At 59.1% G+C, this 16,109-nt stretch carries 13 protein-coding genes; all 13 read left to right on the top strand.

The features are described from left to right. The first annotated feature begins 95 nt into the window (after positions 1-95). The 13 genes from dksA (at position 96) to JQ845_RS19650 (ending at position 16,083) form a co-directional block, all read left to right on the top strand. Entirely contained in the window at positions 96-536 is a 441-nt protein-coding gene (gene dksA, locus JQ845_RS19590; protein WP_003439669.1) for an RNA polymerase-binding protein DksA, read from the top strand. Between the two features lie 174 nt (positions 537-710). Next, positions 711-1,607 (top strand): tRNA glutamyl-Q(34) synthetase GluQRS, encoded by an 897-nt coding sequence (gene gluQRS / locus JQ845_RS19595; protein ID WP_202211029.1) that lies wholly within the window; start codon positions 711-713, stop codon positions 1,605-1,607. Positions 1,608-1,685: 78 nt separating this feature from the next. Beyond that, positions 1,686-1,862: a hypothetical protein gene (locus tag JQ845_RS19600; RefSeq protein ID WP_003176118.1), complete on the top strand. Its 177-nt coding sequence runs from the start codon at positions 1,686-1,688 to the stop codon at positions 1,860-1,862. Further along, complete coding sequence (locus JQ845_RS19605) at positions 1,846-4,800, top strand: sensor histidine kinase (protein ID WP_029612818.1); 2,955 nt, start codon at positions 1,846-1,848, stop codon at positions 4,798-4,800. Before JQ845_RS19600 ends, JQ845_RS19605 begins: the two co-directional genes overlap by 17 nt. Positions 4,801-4,822: 22 nt before the next feature. Further along, positions 4,823-6,256 carry a sigma-54-dependent transcriptional regulator gene (locus tag JQ845_RS19610; RefSeq protein WP_003439663.1) on the top strand — a complete coding sequence of 478 codons (1,434 nt, stop codon included), beginning with the start codon at positions 4,823-4,825 and terminating at the stop codon, positions 6,254-6,256. Between the two features lie 735 nt (positions 6,257-6,991). Beyond that, complete coding sequence (locus JQ845_RS19615) at positions 6,992-8,386, top strand: polynucleotide adenylyltransferase PcnB (RefSeq protein WP_003439661.1); 1,395 nt, start codon at positions 6,992-6,994, stop codon at positions 8,384-8,386. Between the two features lie 3 nt (positions 8,387-8,389). Continuing rightward, positions 8,390-8,875: a 2-amino-4-hydroxy-6-hydroxymethyldihydropteridine diphosphokinase gene (gene folK, locus JQ845_RS19620; RefSeq protein WP_203009373.1), complete on the top strand. Its 486-nt coding sequence runs from the start codon at positions 8,390-8,392 to the stop codon at positions 8,873-8,875. Between the two features lie 218 nt (positions 8,876-9,093). After that, positions 9,094-9,894, top strand: a complete 801-nt coding sequence (gene panB / locus JQ845_RS19625) for a 3-methyl-2-oxobutanoate hydroxymethyltransferase (RefSeq protein WP_003439657.1) — start codon at positions 9,094-9,096, stop codon at positions 9,892-9,894. After that, positions 9,891-10,751, top strand: a complete 861-nt coding sequence (gene panC / locus JQ845_RS19630; RefSeq protein ID WP_003439655.1) for a pantoate--beta-alanine ligase — start codon at positions 9,891-9,893, stop codon at positions 10,749-10,751. Before panB ends, panC begins: the two co-directional genes overlap by 4 nt. A 243-nt stretch (positions 10,752-10,994) precedes the next feature. Continuing rightward, positions 10,995-12,659, top strand: coding sequence for a glucose-6-phosphate isomerase (pgi, locus tag JQ845_RS19635; RefSeq protein WP_003439653.1), 1,665 nt, complete (start codon positions 10,995-10,997; stop codon positions 12,657-12,659). 88 nt (positions 12,660-12,747) lie between these two features. Beyond that, complete coding sequence (locus JQ845_RS19640) at positions 12,748-13,617, top strand: oxygenase MpaB family protein (RefSeq protein ID WP_203009374.1); 870 nt, start codon at positions 12,748-12,750, stop codon at positions 13,615-13,617. A gap of 137 nt (positions 13,618-13,754) precedes the next feature. Next, on the top strand, positions 13,755-14,936 hold the full coding sequence (locus JQ845_RS19645) for an acetyl-CoA C-acetyltransferase (RefSeq protein ID WP_203009375.1): 1,182 nt from the start codon (positions 13,755-13,757) through the stop codon (positions 14,934-14,936). A 133-nt stretch (positions 14,937-15,069) separates the two neighbouring features. Further along, on the top strand, positions 15,070-16,083 hold the full coding sequence (locus tag JQ845_RS19650) for a class I SAM-dependent rRNA methyltransferase (protein ID WP_203009376.1): 1,014 nt from the start codon (positions 15,070-15,072) through the stop codon (positions 16,081-16,083). The last annotated feature ends 26 nt before the right edge of the window (positions 16,084-16,109 follow it).

The raw sequence follows: 16,109 nt of genomic DNA on the forward strand, positions 1-16,109 counted from the left end.
GGTAAGTTCGCCCGCTTGCAGCCGCAGGGCCGGCAGGTGTCGGTGATGTTGCAATCCTGCGCAATGGATTAGAAGAATGAGAGGCGGTCCATTTCATGCCCACACAAGCTAAGCAACAGAATAGTCAACTCAGCGGTTTCGAACCGTACGTTGAAAAGAAGGGCGAAGAGTACATGGGCGAACCCATGCGCAAACACTTCACCAAGATTCTGCAAAAGTGGAAACAGGACTTGATGCAGGAAGTTGACCGCACCGTTGATCATATGAAAGACGAAGCGGCAAACTTTCCTGACCCGGCCGACCGCGCTAGCCAGGAAGAAGAATTCAGCCTGGAACTGCGTGCCCGCGATCGCGAGCGCAAGCTGATCAAGAAAATCGACAAGACGTTGCAGTTGATCGAAGACGAAGAATACGGCTGGTGCGAATCCTGCGGCGTCGAAATCGGCATTCGTCGACTTGAAGCCCGTCCTACTGCCGACATGTGCGTAGACTGCAAGACCTTGGCTGAAATCAAGGAAAAACAAGTCGGCAAGTAATCGCCGGCCTGACCAGATGGGGCGTGCGAACGCCCCATTTTTGTTTCTGTAATTTGCGACTCCATCGCGGGAGCTGGCGCGCCAGCGGTGCGGACGGTTCTGCCTGTCTGCCCCCCCGGTGATACCTTCGCAGGCAAGCCCGCTCCCACAGAGGGTGCGCCCAGGATCCAAGTCATGACTGCCTCCTCGAACCCCTCCTACATCGGGCGCTTCGCCCCGACGCCCAGTGGCCATCTGCATTTTGGCTCACTGGTTGCCGCCCTCGCCTCCTATCTGGATGCCCGTTCTGTGGGCGGACGCTGGCTGCTGCGCATGGAAGACCTCGATCCGCCACGGGAAATGCCCGGCGCCCAGGCGGCGATTCTCGACGCCCTGGAGCGCTACGGCTTTGAGTGGGATGGCGAACTGGTGCGCCAGAGCGAACGTCACGGCGCCTACGCCCAGGTGCTTGATCGACTATTCAGTCAAGGCCTGGCATATGCCTGCACCTGCTCGCGCAAACAACTCGAAGGCTACAACGGGGTTTACCCGGGGTTGTGCCGCAATGCCGGGCACTCCATGGAAAACGCAGCAATACGCTTGCGCGTCCCCGAGCTGGTGTATGGATTTGAAGACCGGGTGCAGGGCTCCTTCGCCCAGCACTTGGGCCGTGAAGTCGGCGATTTTGTGATTCGCCGCCGCGACGGGCTTTATGCTTACCAATTGGCGGTGGTGCTCGATGATGCCTGGCAGGGCGTGACTGACATAGTGCGCGGGGCCGACTTGCTGGACTCCACACCGCGCCAGCTCTACTTGCAGGAATTGTTGGGCTTGTCGCAGCCGCGTTACCTGCATGTGCCGCTGATCGTGCAACCTGATGGCCACAAACTCGGCAAGTCGTATCGCTCGCCGCCCCTGACGGCCAGCCAGGCCACACCGCTGCTGCTTCGCGCATTACGTACCTTGGGCCAGGCCACCGATGATCGCCTCTGCCATGCCAGCCCCCGTGAAGTCCTCGACTGGGCTGTCACGCACTGGAATGCCAGCCTGATCCCGCGCACGCTCACCCTGGCCGAAGCGCAATTACGCTGACAGCCCTTGCAGGTTGCCAGCCATCCGTTACCATCGCCGCACGTTTTTGGGCATGCGGCCTGTAAAAGTGAGGGCGGGATGTATATCTATCGATTGGTCCTGTTGCTGGTTGTCGGGATCTACCTGTTTTCTCCCGCCATCATGGATTGGTGGATCGACGCCACGGGCGCCTGGTACAGGCCTTATCTGCTTTGGCTGATTCTGATCGTTGTGACCTTTATTCTGCAGAGCCAAAAAGATGCCGATGAGCTTTAGCCTGACCCAGATGATCCTCATCAGCGCCGCCTACCTGACGGTACTGTTTGGCGTTGCCTGGATCAGCGAACGCGGCATGATCCCGCGTGCAATCATTCGTCACCCGCTGACCTACACCTTGTCCCTCGGCGTCTACGCCAGCGCATGGGCGTTCTACGGCACCGTCGGGCTGGCTTACGAGTACGGCTACGGCTTTTTATCCAGCTACCTGGGGGTCTCCGGGGCATTTCTGCTGGCGCCGGTGCTGCTTTACCCCATCCTCAAGATTACCCGCACCTACCAACTCTCATCGCTCGCCGACCTGTTTGCGTTCCGCTTCCGCAGCACCTGGGCCGGCGCACTGACCACGATTTTCATGCTGATCGGCGTGTTACCGCTGCTGGCCCTGCAAATTCAAGCCGTGGCCGACACCATCAGCATCCTCACCCGCGAACCGGTGCAGCACCGCGTGGCCCTGAGTTTCTGTGCGCTGATCACCCTCTTCACGATTTTCTTCGGCTCGCGCCACATTGCGACCCGGGAAAAACATGAAGGTCTGGTGTTCGCCATTGCCTTCGAGTCGGTAGTAAAACTGATCGCCATCGGTGGCGTGGGCCTTTACGCGCTGTATGGCGTGTTCGATGGGCCGCAACAACTGGAAGTGTGGCTGCTGCAGAACCAGACGGCCCTCGCAGCCCTGCATACACCGCTGCAGGAAGGCCCGTGGCGCACCCTGCTGCTGGTGTTTTTTGCCTCTGCGATCGTGATGCCGCACATGTATCACATGACCTTCACCGAAAATCTCAACCCTCGCGGACTGGTCAGCGCCAGCTGGGGGCTGCCACTGTTCCTGTTGCTGATGAGCCTGGCTGTACCGCTGATCCTGTGGGCCGGCCTGAAACTGGGGGCTACCACCAACCCCGAATACTTCACCCTCGGCATCGGCATCGCCGCCAACAGCAAACCCCTGGCGTTACTGGCCTATGTGGGAGGGCTGTCAGCCTCAAGCGGCCTGATCATCGTCACCACCCTGGCACTCTCGGGCATGGCCTTGAACCATCTGGTCCTGCCGCTCTACCAGCCGCCCGCCGAAGGCAATATCTATCGCTGGCTGAAATGGACCCGCCGGGCGCTGATCGTGGCCATCATCATGGCCGGTTATGGCTTCTACCTGCTGCTGGGGGCCGAACAGGATCTGGCCAACCTCGGCATCGTGGCCTTTGTTGCCACCTTGCAGTTCCTGCCCGGGGTGCTCTCGGTACTGTATTGGCCGACGGCCAACCGACGCGGATTTATTGCCGGCTTGCTGGCGGGGATTCTGGTGTGGATGGCCAGTATGCTGTTCCCGCTGATCGGCGATTTCCAGGGGTTCTACATCCCGTGGCTGAACATGATCTATGTGCTGGATGACACCAGCTGGCATATGGCAGCCATTGCCTCGCTGGCGGCCAACGTTCTGATGTTTACCCTGATTTCCCTGTTTACCAATGCCAGCCCGGAAGAAGCCAGTGCCGCCGAAGCCTGTGCCGTGGATAACGTGCGACGCCCGCAACGGCGTGAACTGCATGCAGCCTCGCCCCAGGAATTTGCCACTCAACTGGCCAAGCCGCTGGGGGCAAAGGCGGCGCAAAAAGAAGTCGAGCAAGCGCTGCGCGACCTGTTCCTGCCCTTCGATGAACGCCGCCCTTATGCCCTGCGCCGCCTGCGCGACCGGATCGAAGCCAACCTCTCGGGCCTGATGGGCCCCAGCGTGGCCCAGGATATGGTCGAAACCTTCTTGCCCTACAAGTCCGGCGGCGAAAACTATGTCACTGAAGACATTCACTTCATCGAAAGCCGGCTTGAGGATTACCACTCCCGTCTGACCGGCCTGGCCGCCGAGCTTGACGCCCTGCGCCGCTACCACCGACAGACATTGCAAGAGCTGCCGATGGGAGTGTGCTCACTGGCCAAGGACCAGGAAATCCTGATGTGGAACAAGGCCATGGAAGAGCTGACCGGTATTCCGGCACAGCGCGTGGTCGGTTCACGCATGAGTACCCTGGGCGATCCATGGCGCGAGCTGCTGCAAGGGTTCATCAACTTGCCCGACGAGCACTTGCACAAGCAGCATCTGGCCCTCGACGGCCAGACCCGCTGGCTGAATCTGCACAAGGCGGCCATTGATGAACCGCTGGCCCCGGGCAATAGCGGCCTGGTGCTGCTGGTGGAAGACCTGACTGAAACCCAGATGCTCGAAGACAAACTGGTGCACTCCGAGCGGCTGGCCAGCATCGGCCGACTGGCTGCGGGCGTTGCCCACGAAATCGGCAACCCGGTCACGGGTATCGCTTGCCTGGCGCAAAACCTGCGCGAAGAACGCGAGGACGACAGCGAGCTGACCGAGATCAGCAGCCAGATCCTCGAGCAGACCAAGCGCATCTCGCGCATCGTCCAGTCCCTGATGAGCTTTGCCCACGCCGGCAGTCACCAGCACAACGATGAGCCGGTCTGCCTGGCCGAGGTTGCCCAGGATGCAATTGGATTGCTGGCCTTGAACCGGCGTAATTTCGAAGTGCAGTTTTACAACCTGTGCGACCCCGATCACTGGGTCGATGGCGATCCTCAACGGTTGGCCCAAGTGTTGATCAACCTGCTGTCAAACGCCCGTGACGCCTCGCCCGCCGGCAGTGCCGTGCGAGTCAAAAGCGAAGCCAGCGAGCACACGGTCGACCTGATCGTGGAAGACGAAGGCACCGGCATTCCGAAGAACATCATCGATCGATTGTTCGAACCTTTTTTCACCACCAAGGACCCGGGTGAAGGCACAGGTCTGGGCCTTGCACTGGTCTATTCCATCGTTGAAGAGCATTATGGACAAATCACCATCGACAGCCCGGCTGACATTCAAAGCCAACGCGGAACCCGTATCCGGGTGACACTTCCGCGTCATGTCGAAGCGACGTCCGCTGTGAACTGAGACCGTCGAGAGAACCGAATCAATGCCGCATATTTTGATCGTCGAAGATGAAACCATCATCCGTTCCGCATTGCGCCGTTTACTGGAGCGTAACCAGTACCAGGTCAGCGAAGCCGGCTCGGTACAGGAAGCGCAGGAGCGCTTCAGCATTCCCTCGTTCGACTTGATTGTCAGCGACCTGCGCCTGCCAGGCGCTCCGGGCACCGAGTTGATAAAACTCGGGCAAGGCAAGCCGGTGCTCATCATGACCAGCTATGCGAGCCTGCGCTCGGCTGTGGATTCGATGAAAATGGGTGCCGTCGACTATATCGCCAAACCCTTTGATCACGATGAAATGCTGCAAGCTGTTGCGCGCATCCTGCGGGATCGCCAAAACCTCCAGAGCACGTCTGCCGAACGTCCTGCCAAGGCCGGCAGCACGGACAAAGGCACTGTGGATAACAGCAACGGCGAGATTGGCATCATCGGGTCCTGCCCGCCGATGCTGGATATGTACAGCAAGATCCGCAAAGTGGCGCCAACCGACTCCAATGTATTGATTCAGGGTGAGTCCGGTACCGGCAAAGAGCTGGTCGCCCGCGCCCTGCACAACCTGTCCAGGCGAGCCAAGGCACCGATGATTTCGGTGAACTGCGCAGCCATCCCCGAGTCATTGATCGAGTCCGAACTGTTCGGCCACGAAAAAGGCGCCTTCACCGGCGCCAGTGCGGGCCGCGCCGGGCTGGTAGAAGCTGCCGATGGCGGGACACTGTTCCTCGATGAAATCGGCGAGTTGCCCCTCGAAGCCCAGGCCCGCCTGCTGCGGGTACTGCAGGAAGGCGAGATCCGTCGTGTGGGCTCGGTGCAATCGCAAAAAGTGGATGTACGCCTTATCGCCGCGACCCACCGCGACCTCAAGAGCCTGGCCAAAGTCGGCCAGTTCCGCGAAGACCTCTACTACCGCCTGCACGTAATCGCTCTCAAGCTCCCGGCTTTGCGCGAGCGCGGGGCTGACGTCAACGAAATCGCCCACGCGTTTCTCGCCCGCCAAAGCGCTCGCGTCGGCCGCACCGACCTGAAGTTTGCCCCGGATGCCGAACGCGCCATCAGCCATTACTCATGGCCAGGTAACGTTCGCGAACTGGAGAACGCTGTAGAGCGGGCCGTCATTCTGTGCGAAAGCCCGGAAATCTCTGCCGAACTGCTGGGTATCGATATTGAACTGAGCGATTTGCATGACGATGACTTCATCGGCCTGGGCCCGCAGCAGAGCATCAGCAGCGGTAACACCAGCCTTGATCCGACCGAAGATCTGTCACTGGAAGACTACTTTCAGCACTTCGTGCTTGAGCACCAGGATCACATGACCGAGACCGAACTGGCGCGCAAGCTGGGCGTCAGTCGCAAATGCCTGTGGGAACGGCGCCAGCGGCTGGGCATCCCGCGCAGGAAAACCGGCGTCGCCAGTGAGGGGTAACAGGGTCAAAGGTGAAAAAACTGTTACCGCAGTTTAATCACGTAACAAAAGCCGGGTCTTACGGTAACGAAGACCCGGCTTTTTTTTGCCCTGAAAAAAGCAAAAACCCCGAAAACCCCTTATTTTGCTGGCCCGTACAAAAGTTGGCACGACACCTGCTATATGTATCCGTACAAGAACAATAAGAATCACAGCAGCACACAATAAAAATAAGACGTATCGGCTCACGCATAACAAAAACAACACGGCGGAGGCGCAGCTAACTGATTCTTTTGGAGAGGTGTTGTGATTGGGGCTTGCCCCATGGCTAGGCAGAGAACAACAAAAACTGCACTTAAAAAGCAGAGCCTGAACTAGTCGGATCACGGATCACATCAACACAGCGACCAAAGCAATCCGTTTGCTCTTATCTCCCGATTGGGAGGGTTACACAGGCAAGACCTTTGTAACCGGGGCGATCAACAAAAACAAAAAGCCCGCAATCAATAATAAAAATAGAGCACGCAACTACTTCTGGGGGAGCTTCGGCTCCCCTTGTAGTTTCTGCAATTCAGAAAAAACTTCCTCACAGGCTCTACTTCAGGCCTCTTGCAGCTATTTTCACTTGCTGCTTGCAGCTTCCCTCGCAAGAGCGGCTCAGCTTCCTACACCATCCCCTGACTAAATGCTAGAATCCCCGCCCATCATGCGGTCATTCTTCGTTTTGGCCGAACATTCCTTCAAACAGTGCATCCCATGCTGAAGAAGCTGTTCCAGTCACTCCGTTCCCCCAAGCGTCGCACGCAACAACTGCGCAGCACCCCTGAAGTGCTCAACAGCAGCCAGCACTCGCTGCAACGTGCCCAGTTCAGCCGGTACGCGGTCAATATCGTCGAACGCCTGCAGAACGCTGGTTATCAGGCCTATCTGGTCGGTGGTTGCGTACGCGACATGCTGCTCAACATCACGCCAAAAGACTTCGACGTCGCCACCAGCGCGACGCCCGAACAAGTGCGGGCCGAATTTCGCAATGCGCGAATCATCGGTCGCCGCTTTAAATTGGTGCATATCCACTTTGGTCGCGAAATCATCGAGGTCGCCACCTTCCGTGCCAATCACCCGCAAAACGACGAAGAGGAAGACAGCAACCAGTCCTCGCGTAATGAAAGCGGGCGCATTTTGCGCGACAACGTATACGGCACCCTTGAAGAAGACGCCCAGCGTCGTGACTTCACGATCAATGCCCTGTACTACGACCCGGTCAGCGAACGCATTCTCGATTACGCCAACGGCGTACACGATATTCGCAATCGCTTGCTGCGCCTGATTGGCGACCCGCAACAGCGTTACCAGGAAGACCCTGTACGCATGCTGCGAGCCGTGCGGTTTGCCGCAAAGCTCAACTTTGGTATTGAAAAGCATACCGCGGCGCCAATTCGCGAACTGGCACCCATGCTGCGCGAGATCCCGTCGGCACGCCTGTTTGAGGAAGTGCTCAAGCTGTTCCTCTCGGGTAACGCTTGCGACACCTTCGAAATGCTGGTCGACCTTCAGCTGTTCGATCCTTTGTTCCCGGCCAGCGCCGAGGCACTGGAACATAGCCCGACTTACACCCATACCCTGATCAGCGAAGCCCTGCGCAACACTGACCTGCGCATCAAGCAAGGCAAGCCGGTTACCCCGGCATTCCTGTTTGCAGCCCTGCTCTGGCCTGCCCTGCCGGCTCGCGTGGAGTACTTGCAGGAACGTGGCATGCCGCCTATCCCTGCCATGCAGGAAGCCGCACACGAACTGATCGCCGAGCAATGCCAGCGCATCGCCATTCCCAAGCGCTTCACGATCCCGATTCGTGAAATCTGGGACATGCAGGAGCGTCTCCCGCGCCGCAGTGGCAAACGCGCCGACATGCTGCTCGACAACCCGCGCTTCCGTGCGGGCTATGATTTCTTGCTCTTGCGCGAAGTCGCGGGCGAAGAGACCCATGGCCTGGGCGAATGGTGGACCGAGTATCAGGACGCCAATGACAGTGGCCGTCGTGACATGATCCGCGACCTGAGCAACGCCAAGGAAGACGGCACCGGGCCCGCCCCGCGCAAGCGCCGCCGCACCAGCGCAACCAAGCGCAAACGCAGCGGCGCCGCGGACGAGTAAGCGATGGAACGGATCTATATCGGAATGGGCAGCAATCTGGCTGACCCGGCTGAGCAATTGCGCAGCGCCATACAAGCGCTGGCGCAATTGCCTGACTCCCGGTTCGCCGGAGTCTCAGCGTTCTATCAAAGCGACTCGTTGTTACCCGGTCAGCCGCGCTACACCAATGCGGTGGCAGCTATCGACTCTGGACTGGAACCCCTGGAGTTACTCGATGCGCTACAAGCCATAGAGATCGACCAGGGCCGCGAGCGTCACGAACGCTGGGGCCCGCGCACACTGGACCTGGATATCCTGCTGTTCGGCGACCGACTGATCGACACCCCCCGCCTGAAAGTCCCGCACTACCATATGCAGGCCCGTCCTTTCGTGCTCTACCCGCTGGCCGAACTGGCACCCGCCACGCTCACCCTCGCCGATGGCCGTAGCCTCGCCCAACTATTGGCTGAGTGCCCTTTTGTCGGTCTGGAGCGCCTTCCCCATCGCTGAATCGAATCAACCGGCGCGGTAACACTCCGCCAGTAACACCCGGAATTGACTTCCCGTGTGCTCGTCACGACTATAGGCATCCCGCTGCCGTCCACTGGACGGCGCAATGTGAAAAGCAGGCTTAACAAGCACCCTCCATAAAGGTGTACCTGCCTATAACGATGAATCACGCGCGTTACTCGCAGTGGTTATCACACTGCCTGACGAGGATCCTTTTCATGCCAGCTATCACCCTGACCACCCTGCAAAGCCTTAAGCAAAAAGGTGAGAAAATCACCATGCTGACGTGCTATGACGCCACCTTCTCCCACGCCTGCAATCAGGCAGGTGTTGAAGTGTTACTGGTAGGCGATTCCCTGGGCATGGTTCTGCAAGGGCATGACAGCACTCTGCCAGTCACCACGGGCGAAATGGTCTACCACGTGGCTTGCGTCAAGCGCGGTAACCAGGACGCACTGATACTCGCGGACATGCCTTTCATGGCGAACGCGACGCTCGAGCAATCCTTGAACAACAGTGCCCTGCTGATGAAAGCAGGCGCACATATGGTCAAGGTAGAAGGCGCTTTGTGGCTCGCCGAATCGATTCGCGTGATGACCGAGCGCGGGATTCCGGTATGCGCGCACATGGGCCTGACCCCGCAGACAGTGAACGTACTGGGCGGCTACAAGGTCCAGGGCCGCAACGAAAACCAGGCGCGGCAGATGCGGGCCGATGCCATCGCCTTGGAACAGGCAGGAGCGGCCATGCTGCTGCTCGAATGCGTACCCAGTGAGCTGGCAAAAGAAATCACCCTCGCCGTAAAAATCCCGGTGATCGGCATTGGTGCAGGCAGCGACACCGACGGCCAGGTGCTGGTACTGCACGACATGCTGGGCCTGTCCCTGACCGGACGCGTCCCCAAGTTCGTAAAAAACTTCATGACCGGCCAACCCGATATCCAGTCAGCACTTGGCGCTTACGTGACTGAAGTCAAAGCCGTCAGCTTCCCTGGCACCGAGCACGGATTCTCTGCATGAACACTGTTAAAACTGTTCGCGAATTGCGCGCGGCTGTTGCCCGCGCGCGCCGCGAAGGCAAGCAAATCGGCCTGGTTCCAACCATGGGCAACCTGCACAGCGGCCACGCTGCGTTAGTCACCACCGCCGCTCAACAGGCGGACTTTGTAGTGGCGAGCATTTTCGTCAACCCGCTGCAATTCGGTGCCAACGAAGACCTGGATACTTACCCGCGCACCCTGGCCGCCGATCAGGAAAAACTCCTGCAGGCGGGCTGCCATTTGCTGTTTGCCCCAACCGTTGAAGAAATGTACCCCCATGGCATGACCGGGCTGACCCGTGTTACCGCGGCACAGCTGAGCAATGAACTGTGTGGCAGCCGCCGCCCGGGGCATTTCGACGGTGTGACCACAGTGGTCAGCAAGCTGTTCAACATGGTACAGCCCGACCTGGCTATCTTCGGGCAGAAGGACTACCAGCAGCTGGCGGTTATTCGGGCCATGGTCCATGACCTGAACATGCCGCTCCAGATCATTGGCGAGCCCACCGTACGGGCCGACGACGGCCTGGCCCTGTCTTCGCGCAACGGATACCTGAGCCCGGAGCAGCGTGCCATAGCGCCTGAGTTGTATCGCCACCTCAAAGCAATGAGCAAAGCCATCAACGCAGGCGAACGCGACTTTGCAAAGCTGACCGCCCTGCATCGGGAACAAATCGAAGCTGCTGGCTTTCGCATGGACTACCTGGAAGTGCGCCATGGACAAACCTTGCTCCCGGCTCTGGCGACTGACCGCGACCTGGTGATTTTGGTGGCCGCGTTCCTGGGCACCACGCGCCTGATCGACAACGTGCATCTCAATCTCGACAGCGGGCTTTAACGGCACCGATTGTGTGGCCACCACACCACCACTGAAACGTTTCATCTTGTATAACAGAGCGGTGACAAAAGTTACGGCCTGTTGTCAGACAAAACCGAGACAGAAGCGGGCGCTAGGTTTACTGTTATCGCCCGACTTCTGACATAGATGCAGAAACAGACTGACCGAGCACCTCGACATTAACGAAGGTCTCGGTGTTCTCAGTGTCCAAAAGGCAGTTCAAGCAAAAGGATATTCGCAGCGATGGCGTACTACCGCACTCCTCAAGACGTTACCGCTCTGCCTGCCTGGCAAGCGTTGAAACTTCACCGTGCCGACATGCAAAATTTCAGCATGCGCGATGCATTCAATAGCAACCCGAAGCGCTTCGAGGATTTCACCCTCAGCAGCTGCGGTTTGTTTCTGGACTACTCGAAAAACCTGATCACCGATGAAACCCGCGACTTGCTGGTTAACCTGGCCAATGAGGTTGATCTCAAAGGCGCGATCAAGTCGTTGTTTGAAGGCGAAATCGTCAACGCCTCCGAAAACCGGCCTGCCCTGCATACCGCGTTGCGCCGCCCAGTGGCCGACAAACTGTCGGTAAGTGGCGTAAACATCATGCCCCAGGTGCATAAAGTTCTGAATCAAATGACCGAACTGGTCGGCCGGATTCACGATGGCCTATGGCGCGGTTACACCGAAAAGCCGATCACTGATGTGGTGAACATCGGTATCGGAGGCTCGTTCCTCGGCCCGGAACTGGTGTCCGAAGCGCTGCTGTCCTACGCCCAAAAAGGCGTACGCTGCCATTATCTGGCGAATATCGACGGCAGCGAGTTCCATGAACTGACTGCAAAGCTGCGTGCAGAAACCACCCTGTTCATCGTTTCGTCGAAATCCTTCAACACTCTCGAAACCCTGAAGAATGCCCAGGCCGCCCGTGCCTGGTACCTGGCGCAAGGTGGTTCGGAAGCCGAGCTGCACCGTCACTTTATCGCGGTGTCGAGCAACAATGCGGCAGCGGTAGCATTTGGTATTCGTGAAGAAAACATCTTCCCGATGTGGGACTGGGTTGGCGGTCGTTACTCGCTGTGGTCGGCCATTGGTTTGCCGATTGCCCTGGCCATCGGCATGTCCAACTTCAAAGAGCTGCTGTCCGGCGCCTACAGCATGGACCAACACTTCCAGAACGCACCGTTCGAGCAAAACATGCCCGTGCTGATGGCGGCGCTGGGTGTCTGGTATGGCAATTTCTGGGGAGCGCAAAGCCACGCCATCCTTCCCTATGACCATTACCTGCGAAACATCACCAAGCATTTGCAGCAACTGGATATGGAATCCAACGGCAAGAGCGTGCGCCAGGACGGCACTCCCGTGTCGACCGACACCGGCCCGGTAATCTGGGGCGGCGTTGGCTGTAATGGCCAGCACGCCTACCACCAGTTGCTCCATCAGGGCACCTTGTTGATTCCGGCGGACTTTATCGTACCGATCGTCAGCTTCAATCCGGTTTCCGATCACCATCAGTGGCTGTACGCAAACTGTCTGTCGCAAAGCCAGGCGCTGATGCTGGGTAAAACCCGCGAAGAAGCCGAAGCGGAGTTGCGCGACAAGGGCCTGTCCGAAGAAGAGGTGCAAAAACTCGCACCGCACAAGGTGATCCCGGGCAATCGTCCGAGCAACACCATTGTGGTTGAGCGCATCAGCCCTCGTCGTCTGGGCGCACTGGTTGCGCTGTACGAGCACAAAGTCTTCGTGCAGAGCGTGATCTGGGGCATCAACGCCTTCGACCAGTGGGGCGTGGAGCTGGGCAAAGAGCTCGGCAAAGGCGTCTACAACCGCCTGACCGGCAGCCTTGAAGAGCCTGCTGACGATGCATCGACCCAAGGTCTGATCAACTACTTCCGCGGTCGTCACCGCGGTTGATTGATAGCCAGTCTCCCCGACTGGCCAGGGGCTGTTGACACATAGCTATCACGGCGACGTCAACGGCCCCTGGCACCCTCGAGGTATCATGGAATTTATCCGCCGCCCTATCGAACGCCAAATCATGAGCCTGACCGGGCTTTCACTTGGCCAGCTCGACCTCGAAACACCCCCGGGCGACCCCGGCCTGTTTGGCCCCGCTTCCATCAGTTGGCAAGTACATGGTGACTTCACCAGCATGCTGATTGGCGGTATCAGTGCCCTGATGCTTCAAGCCTTGCACCCGCTGGCATTGGCCGGGGTGTGGGACCACTCCAATTTTCGCCAGGACATGCTGGGACGGCTGCGGCGCACCGGGCAGTTTATTTCTGGCACCACGTTTGGCTCCACCAGGGACGCCAACTGGCTGATCGAAAAAGTACGCACCATTCACCTGCAAGTCACAGGCACCGGGCTCGATGGCCGGCCATATGCCGCCAGTGATCCGCAGTTACTGACCTGGGTGCATGTGGCCGAAGTCAGCAACTTCCTTGCGGCCCATATCCGTTACCGCAATCCGCATTTATCCGGCGCGGATCAAGACCAGTACTACGACGAAATTGCCCTGGTTGCCGAGCGCCTGGGGGCGACCAACGTCCCGCGCTCCCGCCAGCAAATTGCCGACTATCTGGAGCGCGTGCGGCCACAGTTGCTGTGCGATGAACGCAGTCACGAGGTGATGCGCCTGCTGCTCAACGCGCCAGCCCCCAGCCTGCTTGCAAAACCCTTTGGTGCACTGATGATGCAAGCAGGGATTGATTTGCTCCCGGACTGGGCCAGTGATCAACTGGGCCTGCAGCAACAGCCCCTGACGCGAAAGCTGGTACGGGCAGGGGTTAGCAGTACTGCGCCGATTCTGCGCTGGGCCGTGCGTAATGGCTCGGTCCAGCGGGCGCGACGGCGTATGGGCCTAGGTTGAATACCATGCAGATCCTGTCTGCTGGCAAACCAGCTCCCACTGGCTGGCTACCGATCTTGTGGGAGCTGGCTTGCCAGCGATAACTAAACCCGCCTGTCTCCAGGCCTGACATTCCAATAATAATGAGGACTCCCGCAATGCAAGACGTCGTAATCGTTGCCGCTACCCGCACTGCCGTCGGCAGCTTCCAGGGCTCGCTGGCCCACGTACCCGCTGTTGATCTGGGCGCCGCAGTGATTCGTCGGCTGCTGGAAAAAACCGGCCTCGACGGCGCCCAGGTCGACGAAGTGATCATGGGCCAGGTACTGACCGCCGGTGCCGGACAAAACCCCGCACGTCAGGCCGCGATCAAGGCCGGACTGCCGTTCGCCGTACCTGCAATGACCCTCAACAAGGTCTGCGGCTCGGGCCTCAAAGCTTTGCATCTGGCGGCGCAGGCCATTCGTTGCGGCGATGCCGAGGTGATCATTGCCGGCGGCCAGGAGAACATGAGCCTGTCCAACTACATCATGCCCGGCGCACGTACCGGTCTGCGCATGGGCCACAGCCAGATCATCGACACCATGATCAGTGACGGCCTGTGGGATGCGTTCAACGATTACCACATGGGCATCACGGCCGAGAACCTTGTGGATAAGTACTGCATCAGCCGTGAAGAGCAGGATGGGTTTGCCGCCCGCTCTCAGCAGAAAGCCATAGAGGCCATCGAAACCGGGCGTTTTGTGGATGAAATCACGCCGATTCTGATCCCACAGCGCAAGGGTGATCCGATTGCCTTCGCCACCGATGAACAGCCACGCGCCGGCACCACCGCCGAGTCGCTGGCCAAGCTCAAGCCGGCCTTCAAAAAAGACGGCTCGGTCACCGCGGGCAACGCCTCCTCCCTCAATGACGGCGCTGCAGCAGTGTTGCTGATGAGCGCAACCAAAGCCAAAGCCCTGGGTTTGCCTGTGCTGGCCAAAATCGCCGCCTACGCCAACGCGGGTGTTGACCCGGCAATCATGGGCATCGGCCCGGTGAGCGCCACTCAACGTTGCCTGAGCAAAGCCGGCTGGAGTCTTGAGCAGCTGGACCTGATCGAGGCCAACGAAGCATTCGCGGCACAGGCACTGTCAGTCGGCAAAGAGCTGAACTGGGATGCAGACAAGGTCAACGTTAACGGTGGCGCAATTGCCATTGGCCACCCGATTGGCGCGTCAGGCTGCCGCATTCTGGTCACCCTGCTCCACGAAATGCTCAAGCGTGACGCTAAAAAAGGGCTCGCCACGCTGTGCATCGGTGGCGGCCAGGGTGTAGCCCTGGCAATCGAACGCGAATAACCAACAGCCTGAATGGGCTCGCGGTGAGCGTTGCCAAGGGTTGCGGTGCAACCCTTGGCTGCCTGCGGCAGCGACTACAAATGCCCGTTCTGTTAAACTGCCGCGCCTTATCTATCCCCCCAAGGCGCTTCGCATGTCTTCCTTGAATCAGGCGCTGCGCGCCGCCCTCGATAACCGTCAGAACTTATTGGCCGAGCTGCATGCTCAGGGCACTGATTGCTATCGCCTGTTCCACGGCAGTCAGGAAGGCGCCGGCGGCTTGACTATTGACCGCTACGGCCCGCAGCTGTTGGTGCAAAGCTTCCACCAGAGTCTTGAGCGCGATGATTTGCTGCAACTGCACGGGGCAATCAACCAGCACCTGGGGCTGGAGTTGCTGCTGGTTTACAACGACCGTTCCCGGGGCAACTCGCGCATCGATCGCGAAGATACCCTGTACCGCGCCGAAGACGCCGCCCTTGCAGATCTGGTGGGCCATGAATGGGGCCTGAACTACCGCGTGCGTGGCCGCCATGCCGGCCAGGACCCGCTGCTGTTTCTCGACCTGCGCAATGCCCGCGGCTGGGTCAAACAACATAGCGCCGGCAAAAGCGTGCTCAACCTGTTCGCCTACACCTGTGGCGTGGGTCTGAGCGCCGCAGCCGGCGGTGCCAGTGAAGTCTGCAATCTGGATTTTGCCGAAGGCAACCTGGCGGTGGGTCGTGAAAATGGCCTGCTGAACCCTGAACTGAAAAAGATGAAGTTCGTCCAGTCCGACTACTTTGCCGCCATCCGCCAACTGGCCGGGTTGCCGATCATTCAGCGCCGTCACAAGCTGCCGTCCTACCCGCGTCTGGATCAGCGGGAATACGACCTGGTGCTACTGGACCCACCAGCCTGGGCCAAGAGCGCTTTCGGTACAGTCGATCTGTTGCGTGACTACCAGAGCCTGCTAAAACCCGCCGTACTGGCCACTGCGCCAGATGGCGTGCTGATCTGCTGCAACAATCTGGCAAAAGTCAGCATGGACGACTGGCGCGAGCAGGTATTGCGCTGTGCCGAAAAAGCCGGCCGCCCGGTACGCGACTGGCAAGTACTGAGCCCGGCCAGCGACTTCCCGTCACTGGACCAGCAGCCGCCGCTCAAAACCCTGATTTTGCAGTTTTAACCAGAACCCAAAAAGCCAGACCCCGC

Source organism: Pseudomonas paraversuta (assembly GCF_904063065.1).
Lineage (GTDB): Bacteria > Pseudomonadota > Gammaproteobacteria > Pseudomonadales > Pseudomonadaceae > Aquipseudomonas > Aquipseudomonas paraversuta.